Genomic DNA, 13,557 nt, shown 5'->3' with positions numbered 1-13,557 from the left:
ATAGTCAAAAAAATATGGTTTAAAAACAACCAGAAACGGATCTTCGTTCGGTTTTTGGTACCGTGTATCGTAGGTTCGAATCCTACCACCCCAGCCACCCACTCACTAATCTTCAGCTCACGAGAGTTTGCGTCGATATTGCTGCGTGATTTCCGCACCTTGGCTCAAGCAACTTTCGACATAGACATGGGATAAGCAGTAAAAACGGCCGATTTCGGCCCTTAATCTCAGTTTGCCAATTCGGCGGTACGAGTTTGGTAGATTTTGGAGAGGTTTTGCTCAGAGCTTAGCAAACCGTTCGCGTTGCTCAGACCAGAGAGCCGGGACGCCTGACCTGATGAGATAGTTAGACGTGAGGCCATCCGGCTGTTCGCCTAATGCGATGGAGTCGAGAATGTCCGGCGCCAGCATCGCCAGATCGACTACATCCTGAACGCGGCGCTTGGATGTGCTTTCCGTCTTTGCGATTTCGGTAAAGGTCTTTCCGCTCTTGATCATAGCCATCCACCGCTGCGCTTTGACGATGTTCTGAACCAGAGTGAGATCCGCCTCCGAGGGTGCGTCTCCCAGATGTAACTTCAGCTCGACTCCTCGTCGGCGCATCCGGAACGGAGCTTCGATGCACAGGGCAGATATGTCTAACCGATCTAGTTTGCACTCAAGCTGCTCGGCTATTTCCCTGTGGCCAAGAAGAACAGTCACCTGGCCTGGTTTGAGATCAACTCGCGCGACAAGAGCAAGGCACTGTTTCGCACTTTGAATGGATTGCAATTTCGTGGAGATGCCCGGGATCTCTGCAGCAGATACGTCCCGCAGGAGGGCTATAGCAAAATCCGGACAGCTCAGGTTTTTTCTGATGACGTCAGCGATCAAAGTTTCCAGTTCATCCGCAGGCAGACGCCAAGCATCTGGATGCTTCTGGCTACGGCCCTTCACCAGTCGGTGGGAGATGTAGTACCGCAGGCGTGTGCCATTCTTCCTGCTGTGGCTGGGTGTCAGGCGGTCGCCGGTTTCATCGAACAGCTTGCTAGCCAATAGGGATCGCCGGGCTTTGCTTTTGGCCCCTCGCGATTTTGCGGCCCCGTCTTGCAGCATCTGCTGAACCCGGTCCCAGACGTCAGGCGCGATGATCGCAGGATGCTGACCGTCATAAACTTGGCCTTTGTGACGAATCCGCCCGGCATAAATCGGGTTGCTCAGAATATGATGGATATGCCCGCGATCAATATGAATACCGCCAGACACCAGCCCTTCCCCACGCACGCGCCGCCGAGATCTGAGGTCCATCGCGTCTGCGCACTCTTTCACAACGCGGATGAGGCCATGCTCAAGATAGAGATCATAGAGTGCTTTAACAGTCGCCGCTTCCTCCGGCTCAATCTTCAGCGTCCGGCCACCTGCCTGATAGCCTAAAGGGACGTTGCCTCCCATCCAAAGCCCCTTGCGCTTAGAAGCAGCTATTTTGTCGCGGATGCGCTCAGCCGTGACCTCTCGCTCAAATTGCGCAAAGCTGAGCAGAACATTCAATGTGAGCCGTCCCATGCTGGTCGCTGTATTGAAGCTTTGCGTGACCGACACAAACGACGCTTCGGCTTGATCCAACCGTTCCACAAGCTTTGCGAAGTCCGCCAGTGAGCGGGTCAACCGGTCGATCTTATAGACCACGATCTGATCGACGCGTTTGTCATCCACGGCTTGCATCAACCCCTGCAAGGCGGGGCGCTCGAGATGTCCGCCGGAGATCCCGCCATCGTCGTAGCGATCCGGGAGCAGCTCCCATCCTTCATGCTTCTGGCTAGCGATGTAGGCTTCGCAGGCCTCTCTTTGCGCATCCAGAGAGTTGAAGTCTTGCTCAAGCCCTTCTTCCGAGCTCTTGCGGGTATAGATCGCACAGCGGACCCTGCGCATCACTGGACCCCGAAGAAGCGCGGGCCGGACCAATGGGCGCCGGTGATATACTGGGCGATGGCTGACAGCGAACGCCAGGTTTTACCGTCCATGACGTACCCACCCTCAACGACCTCGACCTGGTAAGTCCGCCCGTTCCATTCTCGAACAAGCTGAGAACCGGGCTTGGCGGTCGTGGTCAACGTTTTCCCAGCTGCAATCTGCTTCAGTCGCCGGGTGGTTTTAACAGACACACCGCCCAGCGCCCTGTTCTGCGTTTCCCAGATTAGCACCCGCTTCATGAACTGTGGCGAAAGATACTTCGGTGGTGAGCGCCCGAAGGTTTCTCGCCATCGGTCGAGGCACGCTGCGCGATCAAGGGCTTCGATCTCTGATATTTGGATCGAAACATCTTCGTTTTGCTCCGCTTTCATTGGTTGCCCTGCATTTCGACAATTCGGTAGATCGATCCCTTGTCGGTCTCCGCCCTGTCGACCACACGTCCTGCTTTGCGCTGCGCGGATATCGCCGCCCGAGCCGTATGCGGTTGCCAGCCGAAGGTCTGTTGAAGTTGTGCGATTGTGACGCCGGACTTCCGCGTCAGCATTTTGTACAGCTGCTTTTGGCGGGTCGGCTTTTTGGCAACCTTCGTGTTTCTGTCCGAATTTTGGGTTGCCGCAATTGGTGTTGTCATCGTGTTTCTCCACTCTGAGGGCAAAGGTTTATTCCTCGCCCTGTACTGAGTGGAGCCCAGTGATCCCGGGCATGTTCGACACAGACAGTACCGCTCTGAACCGTCGTGAAGTCCAGTCCATTCAAGGAGAAAGCCCGAACTTTTTTAGATCAGTGGGTAATGGCTTCCGTGCCCACTTTCCGACCACAAGCGGTCATCTGACGGAAAGACTCAGATGACTGCATCGAGCCCATCTTGACCGATTCTGCGCGACGCACGAACGGGCGTGAACCACGTTTTGCCGCCATTTGTTATGGTTAGTAAGGTCCCAGAGCTGCCCTTGAGGACTGTTTTCAAATGCTGCATTCGCAGTTCGCATTGCTTCGAACGCAGGCGATCTCACTGGCGTCGGACTGTAGGCAGAGACACCCTGCAAATGTAGGGTTAGCAAGATGGCTGCGCGCAAGAGTGCCGATCTGTGCCTCAAGCTGGTCCGCCGGCAAGCGCCAGCCATCGAGGTTCTCCTCGCCGCTGCGCGCGATCAGCCGGTGCGAGACGTAGTAGCGCAAACGGGTGCCCTTCTTCGTTTTAGAATGCGATGGCGTCAGCCGGTCTCCGGTTTCATCAAAGATTTTCCCGCAAAGTAGCGACACGTGGCGCGGCGTCTTTTTCAAGCGTATCCGGGAGGCCATCCCTTGCAGCCTGAGCTGAACCGCATCCCATCGGTCGGGATCAATGATCGGGTCGTGCTGGCCGTCATGCACTTGATCTTTGTGCCGGATAAGGGCAGTTTCTTAGGGCACAATGTGCGTTTTTCCCATTGTTCAAAGCTGTATTGCGCGAGTTGTTTAACTGGCTGTGTTGGTTCATATCCAGAGGTTGTCTTCTAAATTCCAGTGTCTGCTAAGTCCGCATTGCGGTCGCTCGCGGCATTTCAGCGAATGACCGCACCGAGCCCAAAGCGGACATCACAAGCCCAAATATAAGCTTAACCCACCCCGTTGCTGTCCGCAGAACACTTATTTGATTAAATTACGCCGTAGCTGAAACTATGGCAGCAGGAATTGGCACTCTCCAGGGAGCGACTGAACCAAATTCCACCTGAACAGCCTTGGCTATCGCAGCCCTAATCGCAGAAGCATTTTCGGCAGGCTGTGATCTAAGCAAAAGCGCACCTCTTACGGTGCCGTCGTGAAAATAGTCAAAGGGAGTGGCGGGGTCTGAAACTTCCCAAACGCTACTTGAAGATCGCATATGAGGTTCAGTAAATCCGGCTGCAATCAAAATCGGATATGCGTATTCAGGGTTTGCGAAAGCATGAAGAGGTGGCCCAGGAGGCAAAGAAACGTCTTTACTCCCAAATCTTTCAATGGCTCCAAAAACTATTCGGAATGCGGCTGATGTCTCAGGAGATTCCCATACTGAGTAAACAAAGCGGCCACCTGGTTTCAGTACTCGTTTCGCCTCCTTTATTGCGGCTTCGGCATTTGGGATGTGAAGAATGCCGAACCCCATTGTGACAGCATCGAACGAATTGTCTGCGAAAGGCAAAGTGGTTGCATCACCTTCTACAAAATCCACCATCGGCACTTCCCGACGTGCAATTTCGAGCATCGCTGGAGAGAAATCTAAACCGATAACTTCAGCCCCGGCAGTTGCGAGCCCCTTCGCAACAATTCCCTGGCCACAACAAACATCAAGCGCAACGGAACCGTTCGTTACAAGTGAGGTTTCCACAATGTCAGCGACGCATTGTTCTGCCGCCGAGGCAAACCCCTCTGCATAGGCTTTTGCCGTTTGTGGCTCTGACCAGCCCTTTAACTCGGCCTTGCCGAACTCAGCAAAATTTTCCATTTCAATCTCCAGTCGCCATCGAGGGAGACGCTAACATCAGAAAAACTCAAAATCTAATCTTCCGTTAAGGCGCGACTGATCCTAGTGCAGCAAAGACATTGACGAGAATAGACGAACGCATACCGATCAGAATGTGCGTCGCCCAAGGTCGAGCACTCACGAAGTGACTTCATAAGCGAATATTCGGGCAATCACGTGAGGTTCGCTGATCGTAAACGGTCTGAAAGCTTCGCTCTTCTCAGAAAGCTTCCAGAGCCCATCGGACTCAAGCCTATCCATTTTCTCACGAAAGCCGTGATGCTCATATATGTCGTCACGAACGTTGAAGACGATATGGCCACCCCGCCTCACGACGCGGATTAATTCATCAAAGCTGGAATGCGGAGCATGTCCTTCGGTGAATACGCCAGTAACGATGGCCCCAGAAAAGGTGTCGGACGCGAAATCAAGTGCCTCGCCCATCACCATTCGGTACAACTCGGAGAAAACGCCTGTTTCGCGCGCTTTGTTAAGCATTGCGTTCGACAGATCGATTCCCACTAGATCGCGGTAACCAAGAATATGAAGGTTCTCCGAAGCCAAACCAGTTCCGCAACCCGCATCAAGAGCTTTGCCGCCGGTTGGAACCCACCTTGCAAAAAACGCCGTAGCAAGAACAGGCAGTCGGAATCCCATTGCCGCGTTGTCAGCATCGTATGTTTCGGCCCATTCGTCATACTGGGATTCAAGAGCATCATTGCCGCGAACGGCAAAAGCAGACGACAAGTTGTTGCTGGCTTCTCGGTCGGGCATTCATCTCACCTATCTCGTCGTGGGTAGCAACCTAGCCTGTTCATTGATTAAGCGGAAGCGGCCTTAAGCTAGCGTCTGTTTTGTCCGCTTAGCAGTCCTTGACCCGTTTTTGGCAAACGTCTGGTTTTGGTAAAAGCAGTCATTGATTTGCGCCGGCCCGTTGCTGTCGGTTTGAATGTCTGCTTCTGTCGAAAGTGGCCATTCCGGAAAACTACCGGAAGTTCCGCTCAGCGGACATAACTGCCCTGCCTTCTGAAAAAATTTGGAGTTTTCAGATGAGCAGCCTCTGGCGCCCGCGAAGGTCGCGGACCGCCCCGAGAAAATCCCCCACGCCTATGAGCCATGCACGCTGATCCGCCTGATAGGTGCTGTGCAGTGACGCGGGAAGCACAAGCTGCAGGCCCTGGCCCTGCATTTCGGCCGTCTGGATCTTCGATATCGCTGGCTCAAGAGTAAGCAGATGTTTCGTTCTGATCCGGTCCGCCTCTGCCAGGACCTGCCGCCAGCGGTCTTTGCAGCTTGTTTTCACCGCGAGCATAGCAAGCTGGTCATCCGGGTACCGGCGATCGGCGTATTCGTCTTCGCCTGGAAACAGGAAGTCGGCAGCGTTCCGCTTCTCGGTCGTGGCTTCGCGCGTGTAGCTAACCCCGTGGGCGTGCAGAATGGCCTCAACATGGTGGCCGAAGGCATAGCCAGCCCGCGACTTGCGGCGGTTCTGAACACTTAGCGAGAAGCTCAGGAACCCATCCACGTCCGCCGAACCCTGCTCCATGAAACCGGCCTTCAGCCGATCCGAGACTATCTCTCGCTCCAGATGCCGGAACAGCGCCTCCTCGTGCTCCATCCAGGCAACAAGTGCACCGTCAGGATCGCCCAGCGGATCGACCTCTGTCAGCGTTTCCCGGGCGAACACAGACAGCGAAACAGTGCCTGGAAACGCCCGCCCGAACTTCTCAATCAACACATCAAAGGCATCTGGCTCCGGTTCTTCTGTCTCAATACCCAGATCCGCCAGAACGCTTCGCGCTGCGAAGCCAAGTTCGGCCGCATCGTCGCGATCAAGGCGGCGCGCGACAGATCTTCCCCCGAAAAGATCCAGCCCAAACAGCCACAAAAGCTGCTGGCCGATCGTTGACCCCTCAGGTGTCAGGAGTACCATCAGGCTGCCGTCCTTTGTTCGGGCAATCACAACCTGGTCGCCGACGCGGGCCCGATGCACAACGGGCTCGGATTCCGCGGCATAGTAAAGGTGGTATTCAGGGCTCCGGCCTGCCTGGCCGCGACGGACGTCGCTCCACGTGCAAAAAGATTTCAGTTGGATGAGTTCGGCGTCCTCATCATCTTCCAGCCAGTAGAAGACCGCCGGGAAAGTCTGCTTTTCGGCCGGCGTACCCAGAAAGGCCCGGAAGCCGCTGACGCCTTGAAACTCATGTTGATTTGAGCGCTGACGGTTAATCTCGACCTCGGTCAGCACCTTGGCCCCGGCGCCCTCAAACAGATCTGCCAGAACACCGAATTTCATGAGGGCACCGCCATTCGCTCACCTTCGGTCAAATCCTTCAGACTGAGGTCGCCATCTCGCGAGATAAGCCAATCGGTGATCGCACTCAGAACATCGCTCAGCGGTTGTCTCTGGCGTCCTCTGAGGGCGCATTCCCATACAACCCCCACCCGCCAACCGGCATGGTGCAGCGCCTCTTTATTTGCTGCATCCCGAGCAACATTGGCCCCGATCTTTTCGCGCCAGAAATCTTCCCGAGTGCTGGGCCACTTGAAGAGGTGGCAGCCGTGGCCGTGCCAGAAGCAACCATGGACAAAGAGCACAGCATGATGCTTAGGAAAGATCAGGTCCGGGCGCCCCGGCAGTTTGCGATCATGCAGCCGGAAGCGGAAACCGCGGGCATGGAGCCCGCGGCGGATCAGCATCTCTGGTTTTGTATCGGCGCCACGTATCGCTGCCATGTTCCGGCTGCGCGTGGCCTTGTCGTGTACATCAACCAACTCTGAGAACGGACTCCGCATCGCTTTCAGTCAGAGACAGAATATGCGGTCGCATGATCTGCGCAACCTCTGCGAATACTGGCACGGCGACTGAGTTTCCAAACTGCTTGTAGGCCTGCGTATCGGACACCGGGATCCGGAAATCCTCCTCGTAGCCCATCAGCCTCGCGCATTCGCGCGGCGTCAGCCGCCGGGGGTTCTCGCCGTCGCCCCGACTTACTAGGATTTCAGAGCCATCCTTGTAATATCTGGCAGACAAGGTCCGGGCGATGCTGTTCCCGTCAACTAGCCCAAACCCGAAACCGTTTCCCTTAGCCCGATGCTTGGCAGCGTAATCCTGAAGATAGCGCCAGAGCTTGTCCGAGAGCGTGTATTTCTCGCTGACAACGGCATCGTCCCCGATCGTGTAATGGGCCTCAGGGTCTTCCAGGCCGTTCTCCGGATGAAGGATGTCTTTCATCACCCGATGGCCCCGCGCAGGCAGATCAATCTCGTCGAAGTCGAACGGCACCTCTTCCCGGAACCCGACAATCACAATCCGCTCCCGATGCTGGGGAACAAAATGGGCCGCATCTATGATCCGGGTACGGATTGAATAGCCTAATTCATCTTCGAGCTTGCGCTTGATGACCTCAAAGGTCCGGCCGCGGTCATGGCTCTTCAGGTTTTTGACATTCTCCAGAAGGAAAGCTGCTGGCCGGTGATACTTCAGAATGCGCAGGACATCGAAGAACAGAGTGCCCTGGGTCTCGTCGTCAAACCCGTGCAGACGCCCCAGCGCATTCTTCTTCGATACACCCGCGATTGAAAACGGCTGACACGGGAAGCCGGCAACAAGCACATCGTGCGCAGGTATCGCGCTTGCGTCGACTTCGCGGATATCCCCGGCGATCGGCCGGTTGTCGGCAAAGTTGGCGAGATAGGTCTGTTGCGCAAAACGATCCCATTCAGACGTGAATACGCAGCGCCCACCGGCCCCTTCCATAGCCTTTCGCAATCCACCGATCCCGGCAAACAGATCGATAAACGAAAACATGGCTCCACTATCGACCGGACGGCGCTGTTCAATCTCAAGTTTCAAGAGCCGGACAATGCCATCTCGTGGCTGTTCTTCGCCGCGGATCCAGCGGTAGATATGCCCTTCGGAATAATCGAGGTGTTTCGCTGCCTCGGGTACAGAATACCCCGCCTTCCGCAGAAGGATTTCAAAGTCGGTCATAACTGCTCCGCCCTGGGAATTTTTCTGACACTATGGCTGGGGACTGCCCATTCGACAAGAACAATCTGCGCACATCTGGTGGATTTTTTGTTAGCCCATACCGCATCCAGGAAACCCCGCCGGACAAAACGAGAACCCCCAGTGCACTCAAAATCCGTTGTTTCAGGTCACTAAATTGTTCGGTGTCTCGGAGTTGAAAGCAAACCGCAGAACATGATCGCGCGAAGTGCGTTTATATGCGACGGGCGCATTTTGAGCATTTCAATACAAGGCCGCGAGCAATCCTGTACAATTCAGTGCTTAACACGTCAGATCCTCGGAGACGCTTCTGGACAGCAGCCTATCCCAGTCGTTGTTCAAGAACACTTGAGCCCATTATCCATCGCCGTCGACACCCAGTCGACGGGTCTCAACGCCCAGCTTCTCCAGAAGTCCCAATATACGTTGTCGCATGTAAAGCGCGTCTTCAGCGATTGCATCTAGAGCGGGTTGCTTAGTCAGTTTGTGAAAGCGCGCGAGCAAAGAGACTACGCAATCCTTGTTTGCGTGACTTAATTAGCGGTTGTGTATGCTCGGCGAGGTTTTTGGGTGCGCTCTCTGTTTTTTTCAATACAACCGGCTCTTCCGTGGTGACCAATGAATCAGCCGCACCCTGAAAGATTTCATCAAGTAGAGTGATTCGATCATTCTTGTTGAGGCTGGTGAGCGATCGTATCTCCTTCATCGCAAGGATTGGGACCGCCGTATTCCGCATTATTTCTTCCATTAGACCCGACCGATATTTCTTCGCGGCGCGGACCCAAGCTTCCGCGACGGCTTGGGCAAGATCCGGATCAGCTGACAAACCTGGCCGCTCGAAGATCTGAACTAAAGCATCTTCAGTCAGGTCTCTGATGAGCCCCCATCGGTCTTCAGCAGCGGCTCCCCTGTCGAGGCAGCGACCTCTTAGCCATAGCCTCTGAAAGGCATTTCTGATGCCACCACGAAAGCGATCTTTGGCGTTCCCAAATCGCCAGTAAGTAACGTCCGGTAACAAAACTGTCGCAATGTAAGCCCAGACTTCGTCACGAAGGGCTTCGCCTGAGTTTAGTGCATCGGTTGTAGCCAGAGCAGCAGATACTTCCAGATCAAAACCCGACCTCGCCGTACGTCCGGCGTCTGGGTCCGGATATCCCTTGGCCTTTGCTATATCAAGTAACCGTTCACGTATCTGAATGAGAATAGTTCTGGACACCCGCGATCCGCCAGATGCGCCAAAAGTTGCCAGAGGATGAATGGGATGAGTGGTATCGGTTGTCGGTGTCGGATGGCTGTTTTCGCCTGCCTCGGCCAGGATTTTTTCAACAGCAAGGGGTGAAAGCCGCGGAAATAGAAAAACGCTCATTGCACCTCCTCCGGCAATTCAACCACAGATAGAAGCGCGCTCCTGAAATTGCCGACGCGGGATTCCAGCATGGATTTTGCGACACTGAACGAAGAATTCCCAAATGCCGTTTTCAACCAAACATCCACTTGAGCCGCCACGCTCCCTTCCTGAGCAGACGCAAGAACCACTTCTGCCTCATCCTCCCGCAAAAGGGTTTCAGTGATCTGACTAACCACGTCGCCGAGGAGCATCTGTAGAACTACTCGATCACCCTGCTTTATCCTCAAAACGAAATCCTCAAAATCGGAGTTGAGATACAACCGTACAGCTCCATGAAACTCTCGTTCCCATTCACCGGGTGTCCAATGGAGGTGCCAGAGACTGTTGGCTTCTGGAGTACTCCCAAACATTTCGCGGAAGCTAGCAACTTCAATCGGGAACCTCGACTCTGCGCCTTCGATCCGGGTCCGATGGAAATCAGACCAGACCTGCAATCCAGCTTTCTGAGGGCTAATCGCGCCGTGACGAGCAGGGTCAGATCCCAGCACCAGACTCGTTTTCAGAAATACAGCTGAAGACAGTTCCTTACTGTTGAGTTTTACACTGATTGGAATGGAGGTAACCCCCTCAGGAACTCTGATCTCTTCTCTGTGGTGAATCAGGCGGGGTAGCCGCCCAGAGCCGCTTCCTATCTCAACGCAAATCTTCAGATCGAGATCGGAATATGGAACCTCGAGATTCTCTGATGCCGCTGCCATGTCTAGATCGACATTCCTCTCTACCAAAAGCGAAGAGGCGTAATCCCAATCCGGGATGAACTCACCAGCAGGGAAAGCGGTGCTGCCATCAAGGATCGCGAACCAATCGGATGCCCTAACAATATCGTTGTTAAGCCTCAGAAATGGAAATGCTGCTCTCGCTGTCACTTGGTGTCCTCCTCAAGAATGGAGACATCCAGAGTTGCTGCACAACTTTTGGGAACCCTGACGAGCACCTCAAATGTGCCGTCTGCTCCGTCTATGCGCAGCTCACTTCCCACACTAGTCATATCTCCCTCAAGCCTGCGGATTTTGATTACTTCGGGTTGGTCGTTTAGACCACTGGAAAAAGTGGTGGAGTTGCCGTCGACCAAGACACCAGCCACTCCGCGAAGAACAGCGCCACTCCGCCCTGCATCCTGCAAGACTTCAGTATGGAAAATCGCAATCGCACCGCCATTGTCCGAACGCAGTTCGATAAAAGTTGCTGGAAGAGCACGCGCGCGTTGCGGACGCCCCCCCCGCGTAACGGAGTTTACCTTCTTTGTTCTTCGTGCGGCGCCGGTGTTTACACCTACAAGGGCTGAGCCAAGAATTCCTGAGATACGTGCCAAAGGCGGAGACGCTTTCGCTCCCGAAAGGCCGCTTTCTCCGACAGCTGCCACTTCCTTAGCCATCCGTTTAATTTCGCGCAGCGCGACATTTACATAGCGTTTAGCGTTTCGCTCCTGAAGGTTCTCCGGAACCCAATCGTCGTGCGCGGGAGGTTCGGAGTGAGCGAAGGCGCGCTCAACTTCCTTGTCTGTGTCGGAAACAAAAACTCCGGCCCACTCTAGTCGCTGGTCTGGGAATGCGTCTCCTTTGAAGTAACGTACGACAAGTTCCGCCGGCCTCATTACTGCAATGTGCGAGCAATTTGCCGGCAAAAGGCTATCTTCATCGACAAGGCGCATTCGAGGGGCGCAAAGTCCACGTTCCACAATAAGGCGCCCAAGTTTCTTGCGAGGGTTCATGCAGAAAACTTCAGCGGATGGCTCCTTTTCTATTTCGCGCGCTCTCCGCATAGCTCCACAAAATAGATCAAGAGGTGGAAAGTTTTCGGGTTTTGGGAGCTCTATTGTTTCGCCGTCGATTTCGACATGTACGGTAAGCCGACGACCGGCGGGCGTATCTTCCATCATTCGGGGCCAGAAGTTCCAGAGCACCGTCTCCGCAATTTCGCCACCGAACGCCTTGAGACTTTTCCCACCTGTGTCAAAGTCAAGAACCATGATCGAAGTGCCGGTCTGAAGTGGGTCGCGCCCCAAGAAACCGAGGTCGTAGGCAAGTTGCTCGGCGTCTACGCCCGCTAAGGGTTCAACGGTTTCCCCATCGTCACTAGGGATACCCCACCAATGACGACCAGTATAACGCAGCATCATACCGTCTTCGCGAATATCAAAAGAGCTTCCGACGTGACAACCCATCAGCCTCCGAACTGGCGGGCCATCTTCGATTGCCAAGGTGTCAACAAGGATCGTTTGGCATCGGCTCGCTCCGTAGAGTGACATCTTTCCGAAGCCATAAGTACCGCCACCATGCTCTGTGTCTCGAGGTGTACCTATGTTTCTCAGGAAGTCGATGAAATCGGTAAACTTCGTGTCCACCGGAATACGGTCGGCACGTGTCGGACCGGCAAGACCAGTTGTGTTCACATCCGAAATCTCCAGAACCACCGGAGCATCAGCCGCCAAGAACTCACGAAGCAGAACCTGAGAATTCGGTTCTTTGGGTAGATCAAATAAGATTCGTTCGCGCATTGCATTCGCTGCAATCGGCCCAAGCCGACGCAGTCGAATGAAAACTTCTGGCCCCTTACCCAGCTTTGCAGCGTCGCAGCAATTCTGCAGTGTCTCACGGATCATCATCTGAAACGGATCCAGGTGTGGCGCGCCAAGCAGTTTACGAACGTTTGCGCCAATATTACCTGTACGGCCATATGGCTCCGAATGAAGGGAGAGTCTCGTCATAGGCATCCCAAAAGAAGGTCTTCGTGACTATTTTTCTGTTCCAACGTAGCAAGGAAACCCAAAGCTGTTGAAAGATCGAGATCGTACTGGATGGATTTGACACCGCTAGGGCGCATTCCAAATTGGAAAGACTTTGGTGTAATCCGAGGGAAATCGCCTTCAACCCTGAATGCACTTTCGGCATCAAGCCGAAAGGCGTCCTCATTCCACTCAGGACTGTCAGGTGCTTCACAACCGCACGCTTTCAACCTATCAAGAAAGGCTTGCGGGTCGCTCGATGCGTGTAGCGCTTCGTCTGCAAGACGCTCAACAGTATATTCCCCCCCGGACACAGCCTCAAAGGTAAAGTGGAAGAGCTGAAGAGCCCCGTTGTTTGGCGTACTCAGCTGATGTTCGGAATGAATCGTCACCTGCATATTTCCGGAACGAGAAGTAGATTTGATTTCTATGGAATAATCCCCCGCCCGGAAGTCATGTCGGTCGCGGTCAGCGCCTGACCACGATCGCCATGCATCGTTGTTCCTTTTAAGTAGCCTCGTCAAAACCAAAAGTTCGCCAACAAGGCCCACCACCTCGGTCCTAGGCCGAGATGATACGGGTTTTGAAAGGAGGAGGTTACGAAACTCAGCGAACGTAGAGCTTGCTGCCTCGAGGGCAGCCTGACCATCCGCGATACGTTCAACGATCTGATCAACTACATCTGCAAAAACACTCTCAAGTTCGGCGGCTCCACAAGTGATATCAATGAACCGCAGACGCTCCTTTCCGAGAGAATAGATTACATCGCTGATAGCGACATTGGGTCCAACCGGGATCTTCGGAACTCTGGTCTGCATGCCAACAGGAAGTAGAAACCGCAATTCACCGCTCGATCCTAGCGCCATTCTGAGAGGCCCATGTGAAGTTCTGACTTCAATTATGCGTGTGGGAATTTCCAGTCCCGTCGGCTCGTCGCCACCGCTGCGTAGGAACTGCCAATGATTACGTGAACCCGCCAT

Annotated in this window: 13 protein-coding genes; all 13 read right to left on the bottom strand. The window is 54.3% G+C overall.

Translation table 11 applies throughout. From position 1 onward, the window contains the following. Window positions 1-279: 279 nt before the first annotated feature. The 13 genes from RUE5091_RS00630 to RUE5091_RS00570 all read right to left on the bottom strand — a co-directional run bounded on the left by RUE5091_RS00630 (window position 280) and on the right by RUE5091_RS00570 (window position 13,557). Window positions 280-1,908 (bottom strand): recombinase family protein, encoded by a 1,629-nt coding sequence (locus RUE5091_RS00630; RefSeq protein ID WP_058279952.1) that lies wholly within the window; start codon window positions 1,906-1,908, stop codon window positions 280-282. Beyond that, a complete protein-coding gene (locus RUE5091_RS00625; RefSeq protein ID WP_082643509.1) occupies window positions 1,908-2,321 on the bottom strand; it encodes a DUF2924 domain-containing protein in 414 nt (137 codons plus the stop codon). Before RUE5091_RS00625 ends, RUE5091_RS00630 begins: the two co-directional genes overlap by 1 nt. Beyond that, on the bottom strand, window positions 2,318-2,581 hold the full coding sequence (locus RUE5091_RS00620; RefSeq protein ID WP_058279951.1) for a DUF3489 domain-containing protein: 264 nt from the start codon (window positions 2,579-2,581) through the stop codon (window positions 2,318-2,320). The genes RUE5091_RS00625 and RUE5091_RS00620 overlap by 4 nt, the downstream gene beginning before the upstream one ends. A 332-nt stretch (window positions 2,582-2,913) precedes the next feature. Next, the gene (locus RUE5091_RS00615) at window positions 2,914-3,324 is read right to left on the bottom strand and encodes a hypothetical protein (protein ID WP_058279950.1); all 411 of its coding nucleotides are present in this window, start codon (window positions 3,322-3,324) and stop codon (window positions 2,914-2,916) included. 268 nt (window positions 3,325-3,592) lie between these two features. Beyond that, the gene (locus RUE5091_RS00610) at window positions 3,593-4,414 is read right to left on the bottom strand and encodes a methyltransferase domain-containing protein (RefSeq protein ID WP_058279949.1); all 822 of its coding nucleotides are present in this window, start codon (window positions 4,412-4,414) and stop codon (window positions 3,593-3,595) included. A gap of 156 nt (window positions 4,415-4,570) precedes the next feature. After that, window positions 4,571-5,206 (bottom strand): class I SAM-dependent DNA methyltransferase, encoded by a 636-nt coding sequence (locus RUE5091_RS00605; protein ID WP_058279948.1) that lies wholly within the window; start codon window positions 5,204-5,206, stop codon window positions 4,571-4,573. A 271-nt stretch (window positions 5,207-5,477) separates the two neighbouring features. Further along, window positions 5,478-6,728 (bottom strand): type II restriction endonuclease, encoded by a 1,251-nt coding sequence (locus tag RUE5091_RS00600; protein ID WP_058279947.1) that lies wholly within the window; start codon window positions 6,726-6,728, stop codon window positions 5,478-5,480. Next, on the bottom strand, window positions 6,725-7,168 hold the full coding sequence (locus RUE5091_RS00595) for a very short patch repair endonuclease (RefSeq protein ID WP_243470690.1): 444 nt from the start codon (window positions 7,166-7,168) through the stop codon (window positions 6,725-6,727). Before RUE5091_RS00595 ends, RUE5091_RS00600 begins: the two co-directional genes overlap by 4 nt. Window positions 7,169-7,199: 31 nt before the next feature. Continuing rightward, the gene (dcm, locus tag RUE5091_RS00590) at window positions 7,200-8,426 is read right to left on the bottom strand and encodes a DNA (cytosine-5-)-methyltransferase (RefSeq protein WP_058279946.1); all 1,227 of its coding nucleotides are present in this window, start codon (window positions 8,424-8,426) and stop codon (window positions 7,200-7,202) included. Window positions 8,427-8,919: 493 nt separating this feature from the next. Then, complete coding sequence (locus RUE5091_RS00585) at window positions 8,920-9,810, bottom strand: DUF6339 family protein (protein ID WP_058279945.1); 891 nt, start codon at window positions 9,808-9,810, stop codon at window positions 8,920-8,922. Beyond that, the gene (locus RUE5091_RS00580; RefSeq protein ID WP_058279944.1) at window positions 9,807-10,718 is read right to left on the bottom strand and encodes a hypothetical protein; all 912 of its coding nucleotides are present in this window, start codon (window positions 10,716-10,718) and stop codon (window positions 9,807-9,809) included. The genes RUE5091_RS00585 and RUE5091_RS00580 overlap by 4 nt, the downstream gene beginning before the upstream one ends. After that, window positions 10,715-12,559 carry a hypothetical protein gene (locus RUE5091_RS00575; RefSeq protein WP_207383705.1) on the bottom strand — a complete coding sequence of 615 codons (1,845 nt, stop codon included), beginning with the start codon at window positions 12,557-12,559 and terminating at the stop codon, window positions 10,715-10,717. Before RUE5091_RS00575 ends, RUE5091_RS00580 begins: the two co-directional genes overlap by 4 nt. Continuing rightward, on the bottom strand, window positions 12,556-13,557 hold the full coding sequence (locus RUE5091_RS00570) for a PD-(D/E)XK motif protein (protein WP_082643508.1): 1,002 nt from the start codon (window positions 13,555-13,557) through the stop codon (window positions 12,556-12,558). Before RUE5091_RS00570 ends, RUE5091_RS00575 begins: the two co-directional genes overlap by 4 nt.

The sequence above is a fragment of the Ruegeria denitrificans genome, assembly GCF_001458295.1.
GTDB classification, from domain to species: Bacteria; Pseudomonadota; Alphaproteobacteria; order Rhodobacterales; family Rhodobacteraceae; genus Ruegeria; species Ruegeria denitrificans.
This window is presented reverse-complemented; position numbering and strand designations above follow the sequence as displayed.